We start from the raw sequence: 22,095 nt of genomic DNA, 5'->3' as shown, positions 1-22,095 counted from the left end.
GCGCTGAGGCTTGCTTCTAGTTGATCGCAGATGGTCATCAATTCCTCGACCTTGGCGACGCAAATCGTTGGCCCACGGGATTAACGAGGTGGCACCGGGCTCTCCGGTTTTGCGGTGCGCATTACATAATCGCGCGCAACTCAGATCACATCTTTTTTCATCAGAGCGGCCAAATACGCGGCAAATTCATCGTGTTTCAGGTATTGCGGCAGATGCGAGGCGTCAAATTCCACCACCATCGGCGGCGTTTGCGCCCGACTCAACATTTTTGTTTGAGCTGGCGGCGGAATGATCTTGTCGTCAGAACACCCGATATAGACCGCCTCGATCTGTTCGAACGCGGGTGTCGGTTCAAAGACAGCATCAAGCGGGCCTTTCGGCTGTTTGACCAGAGCCGAGGCGCAATCAGGCAAATGCGGTTTGAAATCGGTGCAAACACCAAAGGGATCAAAGCTTGCACCTGAATCAATGACGATTTGACTATGCAAACTTTCGATACTGTCCCCTTTCGCAGGCAACATCGCAGCTACATAGACCAATTGTCGGATACGGGCGCTATAAGCTGGGTGGACCGCGACCTGAGATATCACAACACCGCCCATCGAATGACCGACAAGGATCACATCCCGAGACGGAGAGCCCGCAGGTGGCGGCTCGGGAAACGCATCGATAACCGAGGCGACATAGTCGTCCATTGTGACATTTGCGGTCGATGGCTGCGCCAGAGCCAGCCCAAATAACGGGCACCACATACCATACGGGTCCGGTTCGGGTTCCCTGCCTGGCGTAAAGGCGGGCTCGTCATGTCCCGCCAGTGTAACCGTCCGGCGGTCAGGCCACTCCGTGGCTATGGATGGATGGGCCTCTAATCCATTCCAGCTTTCAGCATTGGCGTTCATGCCGTGAACAAAAATAATCGTTGGTCGGGTCATAACGTTCCTACAATCTGGTTGCTCTCAAACGGTCTTGAACTCGGCGTGCCAACGGACCAGCCCACCCTCTTTTTCCAGAAATCTCCTCAAATTCGGCAGTGTCGCGATCGTTTTCTTAATGGCATTGCCCTTGGTGCCGGCCACTGGCTTGAGATCAAAGGCCAATCCTGCGAGATGGCGCGAAATTTTCAGCTTGTCGGCATCGCTCCACGGGGCCATCACCCCGGCAAGCCCCGTCGCAATGGCCGCCTTGCTGACGGCCTCGGGATTGTCATTGACCCAGGTTTGCAACGCCGTGCGTTGGGGGCTCAGGGCATAGGTTTCTTCGATCCAGTACCGGTTCAACAGGACGTTCCCGGCCATCGCTTCGGCCTGAGAGGCCACGGTCCGGCGACCGGAAATGAAGACAACGTCATCCGGATGCGCCGACTTCAGTGCCTTGGCACCGGCCAATGCCGGTTCAATCAGATTTAGTTCTGCAATGTTCAACCCAACGGTGCTCTGGGCAGAATAGGCATCTGCGAACTCATCCGTGCTGAGATCAACCACATCTGACGAAGATTTCGCGGCTATGACCTGCCCGCCTCCGTTCTGGGCATCAAGACGCCCTTGGGCTCCGGCTTGCATTCCCTCGAACACTAACGTCAGACTTTTGATCAACGGGTGGAAGACAGCAGAACCACCAGCCATCAAACCTGCGGAAATAAGCACATCAATCCCGAAGAATAGTGTTTGTGCAAGAACCTTGTCCCCGTCCACACCGGGGGCGATGGTCATATCGACCAGCGAATCCAATATGCGGACACCGACAATCGCCAAAATGACCGATATGGCCAGCGCCGCCGTGATCGCCATCGAGGTAGCGGGCGGTGTCACTCCGCCCGTTTGCGGGTTGGTTTTTCCACCGTCCAGATTGCCGATTTTAAGGTATACTTCCACTGAACGCTCAACAAGAACCGACAGGGCAAACAAATAGTAGATGCGGTTCCAGAAACCCTCGATATCCGTGTGGAATGTCAGCACAACATCATTGGCCCGGATAAAAAATATCGCGAGCCCCGCCAGAAGCGACGCGCCTGAAAAGGCCGCCGCGATCAAGAATATTTTGCCAATACCTGGGTTGTTCATTTCATTCCCCCCTTTCGTCAGTGCGAAATCTCATGGCGCTCGGCCTGCGCGTTTTCGTTTGATCGTCTGAAAATCTGATGCATGAACTGGCAGTTGCGCCCCGCCGGAACGGTCGGTTTTTATCAGAAAGGACTGTGTTTCGGACGCGACGTGCCGCGCACTGCGATGCGTCCATTCAAAAATTGCGCTGCGGCGCACGCTGCCGCGTGCGAGATCATCCAGCAAATCCGGGAAATCGGTGCGTGAAGGCATCGGTGCAGTCCGGTGCAGCAATATTTGTGGGTTCGTCGGAACTTTGTCACCCTCAAAGGTCCCATCCAGACGCAAGGTGGAATAGACAGCCGCGGGCGCAGGATTCTTAATCTTTTTGGCCAGTTCGAAAACATAAATCAGGGTGCCGGATTGCACGCCACCAACCGTAAGAAAATCCGACACCTGTATTTCTATTTTACTGCCGGGCGGGGGTCTGGATCCTGCAGGGATCTCAACCTGGGATTCCGTGTCCATTGCTGACGTAAGCATCGATATCGGGATGGCATAAGTCTGAGCTTCATTTATCAGATAGCTGGCAGGCATCTCACCCGGGCTAAGCCTGAGATCAACCGCCTTCGTCGCACCGGGGAACGTGGCACGGAAACTAAGATTAGCGTTCTCGGCAGCCATAGTATTGGGCGACAGCATCCCACCTTCGGCTGCATCCAACCTGCCAAATGTAAGGAACAGCGTACCATCCGCATCATATTGCATACGGTCCAGCGCCAGAAGCCAGTCGAACTCTTCGTTTGTCGTGACCTGCTTGACGATATTGGAGTGCCCGGCGGGCGTGGTCAGTATTCGATCAAAGGCTGGATCAGCGAAGAGATAGGTCGTGGATGTCACGGCCCGCGACAATCGCTGAGCAGGCGCCCGGCTCAGTTGCAGCGAGATCGATCTTGGTAAGCCGCCTGTCAGCTTGAAAGTCTCAATGCCCTCGACGCCGGCCGGTTCCAGCACCTCCATCCGGCGTATCTCGAAGCGCGACACGGCGCTCGTGTCCAGTGTGTCGGGCGAACCCCCGATATCGCGCATCGCAAGATGCAGCGACGCACGTTCATTTGCGTCCGGGGCGACCAGTTCTTCCAGAAAATCGGCCGCACGATCGGGCGGGAATTCAACCCGCAACTGAATGACACGATCCGCCCCGTCAATTTCGCTTATGGGCGCTGGCTCAGTCGCAGCGCCATTGCCTGCATCTGTCTGGACGAATGGGGCAAGTCGATCATGGCCCAGTGCAATGGCGACCGCGTCGAAACGGCGGACGCCGATGGCTATCCAGGCGTCAAACGTAGATACTTTCTTCGATCCGATTTCAGCTCCCGTGGACGGCAAAACGCCACTACTTTGCAGGGCCTCGATTGCCTGACGCTCTGACATAGGCACTCGCCCGTCACTCAGCACCCGTGCATTGAGTTGCACGTCATATCCCCGCCCGCTGGCCATCGCGGCCTCGATCTGGGGGGCTTGCAGTGTTTCCGATAGCAATTCGACAACGATGCGAAACGGGGTATCCTCAAGTTTCCCGCGCCAGAAACTGGCCGGGAACGGACGGGCCAGATGGTTAGCGATCGGATCGGGTCTCGGGTCCGACTCCGCCGCGCCGGAAAGATCGCCGAAGGAAACATAGGTCCGCCGACGAACAGCGGGATCGAACGCCTCATCCACGCTGCCGTCGAGTTGCCCAACCGGCAGGGCCGGGCTTCGCGGGATGCGTAATTGACGCATGACCAACGGTGCCACCGAGGCCGCTCGTCCAAACGCCACCGAGCTTTCGTGCAATGCTGTCTTGGACAGCGAATCGCCATCCTCATCAGACCGCCGACCGCTACCGTCCTGAAGCACGCAATCGACCATGGTTTCAAAGGCTCCGGGGCGTTCTCCAATCAGGCTGCGGCTGTACCCCAGGGGCAGGATATTCACAGTTTCAGCCAGGGCGTCCGAACCGCCATCTCCTTGGGATCCCGCCTCGCGCATTGCTTTTTCTCGTGGTTCCCAAAGCGGGGTTCGCGCGCGCGGTGACATAATTTGCATGTTGCGGGACGGAGGGCTAGGAAAGGTTATTTGATCGGATGACGAACCATGTTCAAACAACGCCCTTGCCTGCGTAGCGACATACCGCGCATCCACCGAGTTTTCTGGCGCTGCGGCAGGTGCAGCCAACGCAAACCCTGCCGAACGCGCTGACAATCCCGCTGCCGGCGACAGAACCGGATCATCGCCGCCGGTCCGCAAGCCCAGAAGGGCCGCACTCCGCCCAGGCTTGCCTCCGCCCCCAATCCACGGAAATTCCGGCCAACCCATGGCCGGTGATGGATAGACCTCGTGACCGGGATCCGTCAGCGCGCCTGCATCTGCACCAAATGGGCGCGGTTCGGGTAAAAACGGGATACCCCACAGTGCTTCTGCGCGGCCTTCGGAATCGCTTTGAACCAACAGCGCCGCATCGGGGCGTTCCAACAGGTTCTCTGCCATCTTTCTCAGTAATACCGGCCCATAACCATCCGCGACGGCCCCGATATCGCTGATGTGCAATTCTGCGTTTTGCGGATCGATTGCCGGGGCCTGCTGCAGTTGCCGCCGTTCTACAAGGCCGCCGCGCCGCAACGCCACCAACTCAATGTGACCAGTTGGAATGATACTCTTGGATGCGGCAGGCACGTGCGGTGCAGGGTCTGCCTTTGCGATAGTAAGCTGCGCAAACGCATCCTCGAGACCCCCATCGTCAAACCGACGTATCGGATGGAGCGTCGCAACCGACAGCACGGCTTGTTCGCCACCACCGATCTTTTGTAACAAAGCGCGCAATGCGACCAGTGCATACAGGAAAATCGGCACTGTACGGTCTGGTACGTCGGCTCCGGCTTCGGCAGGTTCCACAAAGGTTTGCTCGACCAGCCGCGCCATGGCCCGATACGCGAACCCGTTTTCAACCGGCAACCCCTTGATAAGGAATTTTCTGATATCGCTCGCGCCGCGCGCGTCATGCGGGACCGGGAGGGGGGCATCCGGTAAGGATGGTCCGGGTGAGGTCACTGTCGCGTCAAATCGTGCTGCCCGCCATTTGCGCCGGATGCCGTCGAACGCCATCAGATTCGAAAATATGGGCGGCAAGCTTTGCGTCTGGAACGGGATGACCCAGGGAAGACCGAAAACCATAGTGCTGGCATCAAACTGGACCAGCCCCGGACCACCTCCGATCAACACAATCGGATCCCGATCCGCTGTCACAACGGCACCGTCCCAAATCGACCGGTCATCAAAACCACCCAACATTTCACGGCGTGTACCGATGCCGGGATGTGATATGCCGCTTTGTGGCTCTCCCCGGTATTTGTTGGCAGTAAACTTGTATCTGGGTCCAAAGACCCGGGCATCGTCACCATCTGAATCCGGATCATAACCGATTGCCCACAATCGCGCCTGCGTCAACACGGCCGGTTCCAGAGCAGCCCAAGACAATATCCGCTTGCCGCCTGCATCTTTGATTAGTTCATGCTCGACAAACAGTGTGACCGGTATCTGATCCGCAAGCTGCACCACTTCGGCACTACCCGCCACACGCGCGCTGGCCAGTTGCAAAAGATCCGTCTCCAGGGCGTGGCCCTGCAACGACGTTCTGACGCGATGTTCATAACGTTTCGTGGCGGGAGAGCCTTCGATCTCAAGCATTGTAGAGGACGGATTGCCCAATTGTGCCGGATCCTCTTCGATCACCTTGATAGCTTCGGGATCCCATTGAACGCCACTGGTCCGAGGAGCATCCGCAACCCAGTCAAGCCGGATATTCGAAGTGACTTTGACCCCGGCTTTGCCATCGTCGCCATGACCCACATCTGTGGATGAATAGAGGGTTACTTGCGAACCACTGTCCCCCGTCTTCAGATCAGCGGTCAGCTTCGCGGTCACATGGCCTGTATCGACCCGCCAATGCGTTGGATCATCATGCTCTGGGTCCGGCGCGGTCAAAACCAACACCGCGGCCATTTCAAGCAGCCCCCGGTCAACTGGCAAACCGGATATGGGCGCACCGGTCAGCAATGGCCCCTCCCTAGTCGCGAGCTGCAACGTGCCACGATCATGATCAGCATCCAATTGAGCAAAGGTTAGCCCGCCCAACCCTAACCAATAGCTTTTGTAGGCACCCGCTTCATGTTTGCACAACAACGCCATGGGCCTATTTTCCTGCGGGCCATCGATTGGGATTCCGCCAACCAACCAAGCATCAAGTCGGCTTGTCGTGGCATTCAACCGCAGGTTCTCCAAAGAAAAACCAAAATGCGGAAGATGCGCGTCGCGCGTTTTCAACCGGAACAGAACATCTTTATCTTCGAGCGTTGATGTTTCCTCCTCAAGATCGACCACGAGGTTTCGGCCAAGCATCGAAAACTCAAGACGGACATCAACCAGTTTTCCGTCGGTTCCAAGCCTCCCCGACAAGCGGATCGCCCGGCGCGCCTCCGGTTCGTCGGACAGATGGGTTGCGCCAGCCAGATGCGTTGCCATCGTTACAGACAGCAAAAAACTCAGCCGTGGCTCGACGCCTGTGAATTCCAAGGTCTCCGCCCCAGCAACCAGTTCCATGACCCGCGCACGGGGTTCCGCACTCAGATCGTAGTCCCATTCCACCAGATCCCCGGTTTCATAGGGTCGATCGCTTTGGAATCTGGCCTGACCTTTGACATCGTCCGGCAAGGGACCGGCCATTTCGATCCGGCACAGTAACTTCAACCGCACGTTGGGCTGGTAATGTAACAATCGGAGCGGCCAATACCGAAGCAAACCGCGCTGGAACCAATAGCCTGGCCGCATATTGCTTTGCGGTGCCCGCCCGAAACGCCATTCGTACAGGGACAAGGCGCTTTGACCGGGTTTGAAGGGGTTTGTGGTCGGGCCGAGATACGCCTCAAGAGGGGAGTCCTTGCCTTCGAAAACCCCTCCCTTCAAGGGCAGATCCCGCGCCCAGAACATAAGATCCCCGTCCAATGCTATCGGCTCGACGAGACTATGCAGCGTTACGGTTTGTTCCTCGGCCCCGTCCTGAGGGCCTGTGACCTTGGCGATGCGCTCAAAGACCGTAGCGCTCTCTGACTCGGGTCCGCGCTTGAAACCCGTCCTGTTGGCATCATGTAGAACATCTTCTGACTCTTCGTAGAGAGCCGTGGCAAACCCTTCGATCCGCAGATGCGTTTCGTCCTGATTGGATGTCGTCAGGGGCTCTATCACGCTGCCGTTGATCACATATTCACCGCGAAGACCAATCAGCGCGTCCTCACCGGAATATCGGGTCGGCAACTGCAAGGGCCAGGCGATGGAATAAGCACCGAGCGACAAATCCCGGGCATAGTCGGTCAGTGAATAGGCATCCGGAAACTGGACTTGCGCCGTCGAATCAATGCCGCGCACCAGATTTCCTGGACCTTGCGTACCCTCGGTATCAATGTCGCTCCATGCGGTGGCGCGGGCCATCTGGGTTCGGGATAACCCAAGCCTGATCGCCTGTTCGTGCCAATGCGCTTGCATTACCACAGGCGACAGGACCCCTTGCACACGTCGGTCAAAGGTCCGCGCCTGCCGGTTCTGCTGCTCAGGGCCACTCTGCCCATCCTCTGGCTCTGGCGGGTCATCTGCAGACAGGCCCGCGAAAAACTCGTCCAATATCGGCAAGTCATAGCGTAGTGAGGCATGTGTAACCTCGCGCGATATTTGGTCGAATGAATATTCTACGCCCGGTGCCAGAGGATTGACCATCGGTATGGCCAATCTACCCCAGGACAAGCCTGCATCAGACATCAGATCAGGCCATGGCCAATCAAAGTCACGGAGCGCGATTGGCGTATCATCTTCGAGTAGGGGTAATCCGTCGCCGGGACTCGACCGAAGGCACCAATCACTGTCCGCATCGACACCGCGCGGCACCAGATTGCGAAGATCCGAAGGGCCCGCCCCCTCATCGCCCAGCGCAAGCATCGGCATGGCCGAAACCAACGGCAATCTGTCGGAAGCGACCCAATATACCAGATCGCGTGCTGGGCGCTGATCAGCGCCAAAGGCCTGCAGTTTCCAGTCGATATTCACATCCGACCGGCTCTGGATCGTCAGATGGAAATTAGCCAGACGAGAGCCACCGATAACGGCAACAATTTCGCGGCTCATGGCTGGATCGGCGTGACCGGTCGGCAACAAGCGCTCGGGCGTCGGCGCCTCCAATGCCATCCATACGGCGTTCCGCAACCCACCGCTTACACCGCCTACGCTGATTGTGATGTCAACGACCGACAGGTTCGCCCAAGTCGCCCGCACGGTCAGGGCCGTTGCACGATCCAACTCAAGCGTCGCGTTTTCAAAGCCAAAGACGATCCCGCCATCGAACGCAGCCTGCTCTTGATTGATGACCGGCTCTTTCAATCGACCAGATAGCGGCGATACCTGAAGGGTTCCGTTGTCCAGCATCAGGAACAGATCCTGCGCGTGTTGTTCCGGAGATGCCTGCCCAACGGCTGTGGGCACAGTGGCAGGGTTTTGCTCCCTCTCCCGCGCGACTGCCTCGGCCATAGGAAGATAGACGTCAGGCACGTCAACCTGCAGCGTCTCCAAGCCGATTGTCCCTACCTCGGCGCTTTCGGCGACCGGTGGCAGCCCAGCTGTCCCGGGCTGACGGCGACCATAGGTCGCCTTAACGGTCCCTGCAGTGCCGGAGCCCCGCGCTAATTCCATACCGACCGTGTCCGCAACCCGGGTAAATACCGGTCCACCACCATCGAGATTAAGCCGCGCAACAGCCGGGCGGCCCGAATTCGGGCTGTTCCCGCTATGAAGTCGCATGATCAGATTTTCCGGGGCCAATCGAAGACGCCACTCATGGCTCTCAGATGCGAACAATCTGCCTCCGACGACGGAAAAAAGCCACAAATAGGGGGGTAATTCCAGATCCTGATCAATGCGGATATCCAGCGGGGATTGCTGACGCCGCAACCCGCCAAATACTCCTGAAAGCTCGGAAAGGTGTTTTGCCAGCGCGTCGGCGGCTTCCGCAGTCGGCCCCCCAACCACCTGGGCGCGATAGCCGTCGGCGCCATCGGGTTCCAAGCGTAACCGCGCGGGCAAGTCCGATGCCCCGGTTCCGATCATGGCCTTGACGGGATTGGGCATCAGAACATCCAGTTCCACCCCTTCTGGTACCAGATGGGCAAGCAGTCCCTCGTCGGAGGTAACGCTTGTGGCCTCAAACAGGCGCCACCCCCCGAACACCGTATTGTTGGCTCTGTCGTAGTTCAAAAAACGCGCAAATGCCGCGTCATGATCATCTTCGGTCCGCAGCCGGACCGCTACCGATCCCGCTGCCAAACGGAAGGAAGGCACCAAGATTTGATTGGCGTCCGTTTCGACCGGCCAAGTCTGATTGGGGACCAAAACAAGATCCTTCACCCGATCCTCGGCATAGTGCACCTCGCTATCGGAGCCTTCCTGATGTACAGGTGCGGCGATAGTCGGTAGTCGACCGGATGCGGGATCGACTCGCGCCCGCATCAGCGATGGCGCCAGAAAGTCCAGCCTTTCCAGATCGGGACCGGCCCCACCTATGTTTCCGATCTCAACGACATTCGCAGGTGGTGGATTTAGCCCCATGGCGCGCAGCGCTGGCATCCGGTCTACCGCGTTTTGCAACGTATTGTCGTCATCGTAAACGACGTCACAAACCAGCCGGTAGATAGGACCGTCTTTAGCCCTCGGTCCCTCGACATAAATCTGGCGCAGGCCCGGTCCGATCATGACTGACCTCCCTGAATCTTCGGTTTGATTCGAAGGCTGGCGGGCGCCGCCGCACCTCGGAAGGCGGTCACACGAACACCGCCTGCCCCCAACAATTCAGCTTCGATGAGCTTCTCGACCGTCTCAAGCGCCTGCGGATACACCTCGGTCAAGGTGTCCAGTTCAGTTTCAGAGGGCAAACGATGCAGACCCAGATGCATTTGCACTTCGTCACTGCGCGCCTCGGACCACTCGGGCGCTTCGATGTTCTGGCCGGAAAGGATGGCTGGTAGCGGCAGGACGAGTTCATTCAGACCGGTATGGTTAAATTCTACCAAACCCCTGACACGGGCCTCCCAATAACGGCGAAGAAGATACGGATCTCCCTGCTCGGGCAGCAGATTGGCAATTGCTACGATTAGCTGCGCAATTCGCCTGCCGAAACTTCCTGCGTCAGGGTCATCGGGTTTGAACCTGCGCCATTCGAAAAACAGGAATGGGAAGGGAAGATTCTTTGGTTCAATTGACGTCACCACGCTGGTTATTTCGCGATCAAGCGTTTCCTGTCTCAATCTCATGACGTCAAAATCACGCATATTCTTTGTAAGCTCGCGGGCGAAATCGCGCCTATCTGGGTCGTCGATATTCGTGAGGATCGCGCGCGTATGCTTCATCCACTTCACGAAGTCATATGGTTCATCCGGTTTTTGCCAATGGTAGCGTGGCAGATACGAGTTGCTGTCGGAAATGCGTAGATCACCAGCACCAGTGGGAGAGACGATACCCATGGGAAGGTCAAACGTCACCGTTATGTTTTCGCCGATCTCAATAGGGATAAGTTCCGGCTGACTGTCATCGATCTCTGACAGAGCGAGCAGAAGATCACGCATGCGGAGAGCACCAAAATCCCCAATATACCGCGCCAAGGCATCATGGGCCTGTTTGGCAGCAGCCTTTGTCGCGTCGGGGTTTGTACCGGGATAGCTGTAGACTATTGTCACTTTGCGCCGGGGCGCCCATTCCGACCAACCCGCGACATTCAACTCAGCAGACCATGAAGGCTGTTCGCCAAAACTCTGCGCTTTGGCGTTCAGGTCCGCAACGACTGTGAACTCGCACGCTGTGACGCTACGGTCAGGTAATTCTGCCTGTGCCTTCAGACGCCAATTGGCTGTTTTTTCGGGCGCATCTTCGTCACTCATGTCAATAGTCTGCCCTTGAGCGTCCTTGGCCTGAGGCATCTCGATCTGCGAAACGCTGGTAAAGCGTCTTCCTGATAAGGTGCCCGCGTAGAGCCCCTCGCCAACAGGGTTTGTAGCCACCGGCACCGTGCCCGCGGTTGGCCCTGGTGCACCTTCGACAGTGGGCAGGATTTCAATTTGCGGCGTGACAACGGTGTTGTCATTCGAAAGCGCTGCGATCTGATAGCTCACTTTCGCATCCGGCAAACGATAAGTACCGGGCACGCGCGCAAATTCCCCAGCCGTGAGGGCGCGAAGATCTACATCCGGCATCAGATCCAGATTGCGGATCATCGGCAGATCGAAGTGCATGACCAAGGTTTCGGTAATCGTCTGCGGCCAGTAGGTTCCGTCAACTTCTGTACGGTGTTCAATCCGTTCCAGCCACCAGAACGGGTCGGCGGTAACACCCCAACCGGGCCGCGGATCGCCCGGATCATTCTCACGAGCGACTGGAACAGGCGGAAACCGCAAAACACCGCCGGCTTCGGGCAGAACGACACCGGATGGATCCGAAACCACAACCCCTGCAGATTGATGCGCCAAAGCGGTTACACGCAGGAAATGCGGTAAACCACGGAACCCATACCTAACTGAACCACGCCAGGCGTCCGGCACCCGGCGGCGCATTTCCAGCAGATCGTCAGGCGTGATAATCTCGCCGGTCAGGCTTGTAGCGGAAACGGTCTGATCATCACTTGGCGACAACACATGTGTTTTCCAATCGAAGTCCGAACCAAATAGCTTGCGCCCCTCGGCTTTGGCCGGGAAATCGGCCCGCAGTTCCACTGCCGACCAGGCAGGCTGCAACGCGCGCTCGGCAGGCGTGTTGCCAAGTGCGATCATCTGATCGGGTGTGCGTCCGACAACCAGCTCAACCTCGCCTGCATGAGTCGCCCCGTCGCCCGGGATCTGCGCGATCGACAAGATTGCCGGTTTGTCGAGCGGGCGGCTGCGGGGCAGCGAGGCATGGACAAACTTGCGTTTCCAATCGGTTTCGAGGGCGGCAGATGCCAGTTCTGGCACGCGAACCCTGCCAGACAACTGTGCGTCAATCAGCGCATAACGTCCAAAGGGTCGTACAGCGTAGAGCACCTCGCGCCCGTTTCGGGTCGGTTCCACGAAAAAGACCCGCACACGGCCATTCGCGTCAGGGACCCGCGCCATGGCGTCTTCGGTTGTCATCCCGATCAGAGCCAGATCAATACGGTTGCGATCAGTTGGCGGGCTGTCAACGGGGCCCTCCAACCCGACCCCCAAACCCGTGCCATGACGCAAGAAACGCTCGCTCCATTTCGACATGCGGGCTGCTAGGTCGCTGGCGACCTCGACGATGTCCTTGCGCACGGGCGTATCGTTGTAGTGCCAGCGCGGAAGGCGCGGCGCCAACCCGGGGGGCAAATGGCACAGCATCATGAGAAGCGGCCGTTCCCATTCCCGGTGGTGGGGGCCATCGGCCTCGGCCCGTGTAACGCCGAATTCGATCATACCCAACAATTCCGGCGCCAACCGCGAGAAACGGTCAAAGGGAATTGGCGCGCTTTGCTCTGGATGGCCGTCTACCGCGAAATAGCGGGGATGAGATATCATATCGTGGGCGGGGACCACGATATGCGACAGCGGTGCTAGCATCCGGTCCAGTGCGCGCTGCCAAATCCCGCGTAAGGCCGGCGGCCCAACCACGCCTTCGTGCATCCGGCCTACGCAGGCAATGCGAAGATAACCGACGATCTCACCCGGTTTCAGCGCCGAAATACGCCTAAGCATATCAGAGGTCAAAACCGGTTTGGCGCTGCGTTCCCCTGCCATCTCAGGGTCGAACAGGATGTTTGCCAATTCTTCGGGCATCCATTGCCGACTACGGCTTTGGTTGGTGACATCAGCCTGCAGGATAAGATCAGCCACAAAGGCCATCTCGTCCCCCAGATCCAACGTGATCGGTTCGTGCGCATCATCTTGTGGTGGTTCAACAGGGTCATCGGCTTTGCGCAATACAAGATACTGCACCGGATAGGGCGCCATTTCGTTATCTTGCCGGTTATCGAACACCGCCTGCTGCGCGGGACGCGGTCGCAGGCTGATCTGAACGATGTTGGCTTCGGAACTGGTATCGATATCCTCCCAGTCCCCAGCATTCGCCGGATCGCTCCCGTCATAGGATCCAACGGACATAAATGCACTGGCCTGCCCCAAAAGCTCTACAAAAGGCGCACCCAGATTGCGCGGATCGTTCAGCCCCCGGCCCAGACTGATATTGCCGTCCGCATCCTCGGGGGCAGCGCCGTAGACCGACAGGGCGGCGGCGAAGGCTTCATTGACCTTGTTCAAAAGCGCGCCACCCGCCACATAGCGCTCCCTTTCGATGTCATAAACCCGCAGGCCTTCCGCCAGACCAAGGGCACGCAGAGCCCCCCAGCCAATCGGATCCACGGTAGGAGAAAAGGCATCTAGGAATGCTTCCAGGGGTTTGGCATCGTCTGGCGCATCTGATCCGGGTGCAATATCCAGCGGAGCGCGCGGCTCCCGCACCGATTCATAGGCACGATAGACCTCGCCGGGATGGTCAGAACCCTGCACGTAAGGCGCATAGGCCAGCTCAGCTAAGGCGTCCTCAAGCACCGGGTGCAAATCACTGTGCAACGCAACCGTGAAATCCTCTCTACGACGTGGCGGCGGCGTATCTTCCGGGCTCAGAACATGGTTCTTTCCGATGGTCGAAACCTTGATCTGAATATTCAGATGGTTCAGTTCGTCGGCCAAGCCGTCCAAACGATCCGCCGTCAGGCTGCGACGCCACTCGGCATAAGCGCGGTCAGCATTGACCTGCGCGGACCAGTTTTCACTGGTCACATCATGCACGAGACCAAACCGCAAGCTGCGCAAAGCCGCTCGTATGTCTCTTGTACGCAATGCCTTTCCGTCGGGATCGGAAATGGTTGTGATGTGCCTGAACTCAGCCGTTTTTTGAAACACACGCTGGCGGTTATTCGGATCTGGTTCGCCACCCGGTGACCAATGTTGCATGTCGATGGAGAATCCAACCTGACCCAGGTCGATCCTGCCCACCACGGTCCCGGTATTCAGGGGTTGATGCGTAATCTCAATTTCCAAAGCTTGCGCGTCAAACCTGTCCAGAAGATGTGAAATGGATGCCTCGGACGGGTCGGGAAGTAGCCATCGGCGCAGGCGGGCGGTCGGGAATGCGACGAGGCTTTCCGCCGGGCCGTACCAAGGTGCCTCACGGCGATCTCTGCTGCGCGCAGGGTCTGTGCGGCGGGAAAGACTCGGGTAATGTGGCGCCAGAGTTTTGAAATCCGGCACCGTCGCCGGGAAAAGACCTGCCAAAGACCGGGGCAGGACTTTAATCGTTGCTTTGCGCTGCGCCAAACCTTGCACCGCCCGACGAAGCGACGCCTCAGAGGTATCGAAACCCGGACGATCAGCCGTCAACCGCAGCCGCGCAGGGTCCAACGAAAATATGTCAAAACCTCCAGCATACTCGATCCAGTGCCGCGGCCACATGACATGTTCAGTGCCCGGGTGCTCGGCATCGCTCTGCAGATTCAACGGTCGCTGAATACCGTGGACATTGACCTCCAATTCAACGGCGGCACGCAATTCGGGATCGGGGCGGCGCAAAATACGCTCCCCTTTCGCCTCGGGCGTCAGCAGGTCCTGCAAGGACATATCCGGGTCGGGCAGCTTTAGTTCCAATCGGCCTGCATCACGCCGCAAAAAGCGGCGGTCAAGAGCCGGGAATTCAAGCTTTGCCGGACGTTCGAGAATTTCCACAATGCTGTTATATGCCGAAGGCTTTGCGCCATCGGTCCCAGCGGTTTCCGGGATGTTCGGAGGCTGGATAATCAACTGGGTTTGCGCAATAACCCAACTGGATTTCAACCGGATCTTCGACCGTTCGGTTCCCTGCTGGCGTTGCAAAAAGACGCGGCGGCCATTGCCATCAAGCGAACCGACCAAACCCAGTGCGGCCAGCAGCGCTTCTTTCTCGGTCGTGCCAACGGGTGGTTCCGCGCCGTCGGGCAACCTAACCTCAAAGCCAAACTCACCCGCGACGGCCTCATCCTCGTCGCCGTAGCGCAAAGTCACGCTCAGCGCGGCGGGCTCCCCGGCCGAGCCCGATCCAGCGTAGACCAGCAGGAAATCCTGATCATCTTCCTGCTTTTTCTCAATGGCTTGCGCGCTCGGTGCACTGCGTGCATCGTCGACCGCATCGGAACCATATTGGCCACCCCCCAATATCCGGGCGGTTCGGACACGCAGCAGATACTCTGAGGCCGGGAACCGTTCCTGCGCGTTATCGATGCGCCGGGCCTCTGCCTCGGCCTCCTGCCGGTCGGCGAATATCAGTTCGAACGCCAGACCCGGCACATCCGATCCGCTGGCTTCGGCCATCCCGGAATCGAATACGATCGTCAGACTGGCGCTGATCGGTGCCTTCAGCACGTCAGCGGGGCGATTGATCTTGCGTTCCAATACCCTTTGAGTGGTCTGGGTGCCCATTTCGTCAACTGCCGTGATCTTATAGATCACTGTGACCGCGTCGCGACCCAACGCCACGTCATTCCAGACATCAAGAGCGGTGCGCCCCGATGGGATCGGCGTGCCAAGAACCAGCGCGCGGAAATCCTCGGGCACTCCACCACCGGTCAGATCATCATTAAGATGCACCTGCGCGCGTTCACGTGTGATCAGCAGGTTGTTTCCATCGTCGTGAAACTGCAAGGGCGTGGTCGTTCGCGTCCGGAATTCCTGACTCCAGTTGAAATCGATACCTTCGAAGCTGCGTTCGATGGAGTAGTAGTCCAGGAAAGTCTCCGGATCCGATAGGAAATCTTTCGACGATCCAAATTCCGGCTCCAGATCCCAGATCAGGTCAAGCCCTCTTGAGGTCTGGCGCACTTCTGCGTCTCTCAATATCGGTTCACGATTCTCGAAGCTCTGATCAGGGTGGCGCAGCAATTCAATGTCCACTGGATCGGACCAGCTGTCCTCACCTATGCGCTTGGCAATCGTCAGAGCCGACGACGCTCCGAACCACTTTGCGATCTCGGTGCCGGTGACGCGGAAAGTCAAACCGAAATGACGCGCATCAATCCCGCCTGGTGACGCTAGCCACTCGGATTCATCAAAATCAGGCTCCCGCGCGCGCTCGGCCAGATCGCGCAGGCTCTCTCCAATCTTGCCGATCAGCGCGCTACGGCGCTCGTTCGTGTTGATCGAGGCGAGCCGCTTGCGCGCTGCGTCTGCATCCTCACCGTCGGTGCTCAGGTCCAGCCGGGTGGATTGCTCGCGCAGCGCTTTGGACGCAACAGCGCCCGATGGATCACGAGGGGAAGCGAACAGGACCGGCGTGGGTTCTGTGAATGTGAGGGATCCGTCATTCAGGCGGGGGCCGGATAAGAAGCAATCAGCCAATAGCGTGTTGAGGTTCAACTGGCCCTCGATCACGCGCCCTAGCGCCGCGTGCAGACGCATTACAGTTTCTCCGTCGACAACAGTGGTAGGTGCTTCTTGCCAGCCATCGTCGCCCAGCACACGACCCGGGAAGCCGTCGGTCGAACGCAAAATATAGTCGCCGGTTTGAGTGTGCCCGTTCAGATCGGTCTCCAAGGGCCCGTTCTGGCCACCTTCCTGCTGTTTCAGACCAAAGGGTTCAGCAAAGAAGGTCGACGGGATGTCATCTGGCATCTGGTCCCCAAACCGGGACAAGTCCTTCGGCAACAGTTGCATGATGTAAACCGAGCGATCGGGGTTCTCGCGATCACTCTGCAACTGTACCAACATGGCCCAGAACTCGGTTTTCGTGATCGGATCACCGACAACACCCTGCGTTATCGGCGGGGCATCATCGTCAAGTACCGGCAGCGGCGGCGGGGTCTCAGTATTCAGTTGGGCATCAGAGGATTGCGCGCGCTGTTTTCGAGCAGGTTCCGGCACCGGCGCGGGAGTGTGCAGCACATCTCCGTCAGGCAAATCGACGCCCAGACCCAGGGTCATGAAACGCGCCACCCGCGCGCGCGCGCGCTCAAGATTGCTGTCGCCGAATGAGAACCCGATTCCAACGGCCAGGGTCCGCCCAAAGGCCCGAACGCCGACGGCGGCCTGAACCCGGGCGCCGACCCCGCCCACACCCAGCACAACCTCGGCAGCGACCGACACGGTCAGCATTATCGAGAAGCTGATGCTGAAACGTACCTTGAACCGGCCTGATCCGATCTCCAACCAGAACGAGACCCCGAAATCCACGGTGATCGACAGGTAAACATCACCATAGAACATCGTGTCCTTGGGCTCGAACGGGGCAAGAAAGGCAATGAACTTCGCGCCAATGGCAAAGCTGGCCCGCGCGACCACCGCTGCACCGAGGCTGGAACCACCGACCCGGCCCTCGAAATTGATCTCGCCGCTGGCGCGGAAGGCAACGCCCAGCAGGGCTGTCGCATCCTCGATGCGGAAAATCGTGCCTCCGGAAACGCTGAGCCAGAAATTGTCACTGCGTTTGCCAAGATCAAAGCCAAGCTCGTATGGCCAGCCCAGTTCCATGTGATATAGCCCTGGACGAATATACAGTGTCGCTGCAAACCGGCTTGCCTGCAGCGCCTTCTTGAAGTTTTCATCCAGTTCCGGGTGGTTTCCGATATGGCCCTTTCCGTCGGCTATAAAGCGGGCAAGGAATTCTTTGCGGGGCACCGAAAAGTACAAATATCCGCGCATTGTGGGTTGTTCTTTCCAGGCATCCGATGCCAAAGCATCAAACCAATCCTGGTAGTTGGTTGCGATCCAGCCCCGGACATTGGCAAAAAAGGTCAGGTCCGTGCGCAGTGCCAGAACGATATCCATCAACAACGGGTTGGCGATGGTTTTTTCATTGGCCTCGTTATACGCGGCAGAGCTTTGCGAGGCACTGGTCAAAGACAACATGCCCCTCAGCGCCAGCGTGAGTGCGTCCTTGTCAAATTGCGGCGTCCACGATTTGAAGGTGGTCAGATTCCCCTGGTATTTCGAGACTTCATCCAGGGAACGAACCAGTTCTCTCGGGCTTTTGGCCTGATCTGCGGCGGCCAGCGCGGTCAGCGTATAGTTCAGCCCGAGACCAAGGCCGACTTCTCTGATCCAGATCGGTCCAATCGGGGTATCAACACGCTCAGCCAGCTTTTCGGCCTGCGCATACAGGAACATGGCGTGCTTGCGCTTGTTCGTGGACTCCTTGTGCAACTCCAGAAAGCCCATCGCACCAGCATAGGCGCCCAGACCGGAAATATCGACCCGGCCGGAGGCGAGAAACCCGTTAGCCGTTACATCCGCAGGTAGAGCCACCGGCGCATACAGAGAGGGAATGCTATCGTCCACAGCTACTGCAGTGGCTTCGACCCTGGCCAGACCGCCGATTTCCAGCATCACGGTCAATCCATCCGCGCGCAATCTGGGCAGCGGGCTATCGCTGTCGGGATAGGTGATCAGCAGTTCATGGCAATTGATAGCCGCCTGTACAATGTCGTTCGAACCCGAGACAAACACCTGGCCGTTCAGGCCGATTGCTGGTGGTGTGTCAGACCACGCATCACTGCGTGGATGAAAAGCGATGCCCCGAAGTTCGAACCCAAAAATGTCAAACAAGGATTCCCGGAACGGCGGATCGATCTCGACCAAAAACGAGATGTGCTTGAGTAGCTCACTCGCATCTCCGGTCAGCGGCGCGGCCTCGAGCTTAATCGCAACAGATCGCAGATTCTTCATCAACCCGGCGGCAAACTCTCCGGCTGCCGGTTCAAAAGCAGCTTCACCCCAGAGTAAAAAGAAGAAATGTTCGCCCCCGGAATCCACGTCCCGATAATCGAGTTCAACTTTGTCGAGCGTGACCCGAAAGCGCGTTCCGGTGGAATAAAGTGGCTCACCCCTTTTTGAAAAATCGGCCTTGGCCGCCACAACTTTGAAACGACCGTTTCTGGCACCAAAGGTCAGGGTTATCTGCGCGATCGCGTCGCCTATCAAGGCTGGCGGCAAGGGACCCGAGCCGCTGAGTGAGCCGCCGATCAGCTCTCCGCTTTCGATACGGATACCGCCAGAAGTGAAGCGAAACGCCTGTTCAACCCCCGCCAGCCGCACCGGCTCTTCCGGTTCGGCCTGCGCTACCAAATCCAGCCCGCCATGTCCGATGCCGAATTCACTGGCCTTCAGGATCAGACCACGTCCGGAACTGGACAACCGGTCATAGATAACTTCCATCTTTGCGTTGTCAGCCAGATCGACCCGCGGGTTACCCTCCCTGAAACTCAGAACGAACAACTCGTGCGCATCATTGGGTGTCACAAGCAGCCTGAGGCCAAACCCATTCAGTTCCCGGCGATCCCCGTTTTCCGCCTTGATGGCGATTTCGTCCCCCTTCAACGAGGTCTTCAACGTGGTGAGGTTCAGGCCCAGCGTAAGTACGGTCTCGAAGGTCAGGGCATCGGGTGCAGTGCCGACCTCGATTTTGACGTCCAGCACCACCTGCACAGCCCCGTCGACAACATGGTCCCCTTCTGTGATGTCTGTGACTGTGATACGCTGCGACAGGCTATCGGCTAAACCGCCTCCACCGCGCTTGGGACCGCTTGGCAAAAGCGCCAGCGCCTTCTCCCTTAAACCCTCGGCATTGACCTTGATGTCGATATCTTCTTGTCCGAGTTCCCAGCTCAGATCACGCGGTCGTTGCAGACCGCTCACTGTTCGGATCGTTATGTCCGCGCCATTGTCATCTTTGTATGTGACGGCGTTCTGGCTTCCGTTCTGGAGTTTTTTGAAGAATGCAGCCTCGCCGTCCTGAAACGCCATCAAAACAAGTTCAGGAAACCCTGCTCCGGTATCCTTGAGGTCGGCCGTGACCTGTATCAACGGATCCCGGGCCTCATCTCCAACGGTGCCGACCGACTGCGTCGGTCCATTTTCCGGAGCAAACCAAAGGTCCGTGCTTATCGCCACATCGTGGGTATTTTCCCCGGTTTCCTTGTTCAACAAGATCAGCCCGGCCCAACTGTCCCGGAGGTCAAATACAAATGCGGGTTGCGTGAAGTTTCCGATCTCGACCTGTAGGACACCGATATCGGCGAACAATTCCCTTCCTTCCGGAGCGGTGGGAGTCGGTCCTGTGACCACAATCTGAATGGGTTTAAAGGTCTTCTTGTCCAGCCGCACCTCGATCAGCAGACCTTTGGTCGCGCCGTGCAGCAATCCCAGAAGTTTGCGCAGAATATCGGAGAGAACATCAAAAGCACTCTCGATGATCTCCGACAGGAATCCTGCCACGGCGCCAAGCCCTTTGGCCGCATACTCCAACAGAGCCGCCAAAATGCGTGCAAGCCGCTTCACGAATTCTTCAAGCTCGGTCAGATCCGGTGGAATGATGAATGGAATGGGCAGGAAATCGTCTGGAATCTCGGGCAGATCCACCTCGGGCAGAGTGATGGCACCGCCCAGATCCAAAAGTATAAGATTGGCAATTGAGGTATCGACTTCGCCGTTTTTCGATCTCGTCACAACATCCAGCGATACCGCAAGCCGCGTTTGCGGATCTCCGGTTACTTCCACCTGGATGCGGCTGAACTCCCATGTGGCGGTGATCTCCATCCCATCGTTCAGATCGACCTGAACATCCTTGACGCGGCCCAGACGAACCCTGCCGAGGATCGGGAACGCCCCACCGCCGAACTCGAACTCTTCGCCGATGGCAACATCGTTCGGCACGATCGTGATCGTGCCGAATTCACTGCTCAGATGGCCATCCTGTAGACCGAAAGCATAATCTGTGATGGTTGCCTTAAGAATGTCCGACGTTTTCCAGCGCACCACCATTTCTGCACTTGAGGCGCTGCAAACAATGTCGAGGTCGCCACCCTGCACGGTGACTGTTGTTGTGAAATCGCTGGAAATGACAGCGACGGATAAATCGTCAGTCAAAGTGCGCAGAATGTCAGGCACTGGCAACTGCAGGAAACTGAAATCGGGCAGTTGCACGCCGTCAAACTTGAGTGAATCAAACGGGATTCCTGAGATATCGGGCAGGATCTGTTCCAACCCTCGGGCTATTGGCCGGATAGCAGCGTTCAGGGCCTTAACAACACCATCTGTGCTGACCTCGGCAACAACCTCCAAGGCAATCGATACATCAATGTCAGAGACGTTGATGTTGAGGTCATTGGCCCGCGCACGAAGTTTGGTATTGGCACTCGCCCACGCTCTCAGCCTGATCAGAGGTCCGCCGCCAGGCGACAGGATCGGGAGATCCAGAGAAAACCCGGTTTGCGTTGCCGCAAGGCCGTTTGTGATGCCAAAAAAACCGAGCTCACTTCCGTCGGTCCTGACGGTCTGTCGTGCCAACTCCTTGCGCAGCCGCCCAAGCCGGGCCATCACCCGATCCCGGGTGCGCCGGTCTGAGGCAATGCGTTCGAAGGACCGCAAATTACGGCTATTATCGAACAGTATTTCAAAATCGGGCGGATCAAAAACGATGGGTTCAGCCAAAACCAAGGTCGCTGTATCAGCAGTGCCTTCTTTAGTCACGATCAGGCGATCAAAACTCAGTTCCGACCCAGCGCCCGCACCCTGACCAAGCGCAATCCGTAAACCGGCTTGATGCAGGATTACATCGGCCATCTGGTCCGGCTCTCTACTGCAGTCTGATGCGTATTTGGGAGTTCAAGATATGCTTGATGCATCACAATCCTATGAAAATTGCAAATCAGGTTTCGAAGATAATTCCGGGCGTCTCTCGATTATGAAATCGATCTTGAAAATTATGTTCCACGTATTCCAACTCGATCTATTGGCATACGAAAATTGCATTCCATAAAAGCTGAGCAATACAGCAAACGCCTTACTCAACATTCGAAAATCCAGTTCCGACAACGCTCTTCAGAGTGGATCGCAGATAGAGTTCTGTCAAGCCTCTTGCAGGTCATGCGTTCGTAACACGCTAATCGAAAAGGCTTCGCTACAAGATTTCGAGCGAC

Annotated in this window: 4 protein-coding genes; all 4 read right to left on the bottom strand. The window is 57.6% G+C overall.

Features of this window, described 5'->3' with window-relative positions; all coding sequences use genetic code 11:
- Positions 1-140: 140 nt before the first annotated feature.
- From ACR0DU_RS18910 to ACR0DU_RS18895, 4 genes are read right to left on the bottom strand one after another with little or no spacing between them, the layout of a single operon-like run.
- Positions 141-932, bottom strand: a complete 792-nt coding sequence (locus ACR0DU_RS18910) for an alpha/beta fold hydrolase (protein WP_480876593.1) — start codon at positions 930-932, stop codon at positions 141-143.
- Between the two features lie 24 nt (positions 933-956).
- Positions 957-2,060, bottom strand: coding sequence for a hypothetical protein (locus tag ACR0DU_RS18905; RefSeq protein WP_480876590.1), 1,104 nt, complete (start codon positions 2,058-2,060; stop codon positions 957-959).
- 30 nt (positions 2,061-2,090) lie between these two features.
- On the bottom strand, positions 2,091-9,866 hold the full coding sequence (locus ACR0DU_RS18900; protein ID WP_480876587.1) for a hypothetical protein: 7,776 nt from the start codon (positions 9,864-9,866) through the stop codon (positions 2,091-2,093).
- Positions 9,863-21,739: a hypothetical protein gene (locus tag ACR0DU_RS18895; protein WP_480876584.1), complete on the bottom strand. Its 11,877-nt coding sequence runs from the start codon at positions 21,737-21,739 to the stop codon at positions 9,863-9,865. The genes ACR0DU_RS18900 and ACR0DU_RS18895 overlap by 4 nt, the downstream gene beginning before the upstream one ends.
- Positions 21,740-22,095: the final 356 nt, after the last annotated feature.

The organism is Ruegeria sp. G2 (genome assembly GCF_056533505.1).
Note: the sequence above shows the minus strand (reverse complement) of the source record. Positions and strands in the feature narration are given on the sequence as shown.

Coding starts and splice junctions, on each gene's coding strand:
- ACR0DU_RS18900 (WP_480876587.1), bottom strand. CDS start 9,866: ATGATCGGACCGGGCCTGCGCCAGATTTATGTCGAGGGACCGAGGGCT.
- ACR0DU_RS18895 (WP_480876584.1), bottom strand. CDS start 21,739: ATGGCCGATGTAATCCTGCATCAAGCCGGTTTACGGATTGCGCTTGGT.
- ACR0DU_RS18905 (WP_480876590.1), bottom strand. CDS start 2,060: ATGAACAACCCAGGTATTGGCAAAATATTCTTGATCGCGGCGGCCTTT.
- ACR0DU_RS18910 (WP_480876593.1), bottom strand. CDS start 932: ATGACCCGACCAACGATTATTTTTGTTCACGGCATGAACGCCAATGCT.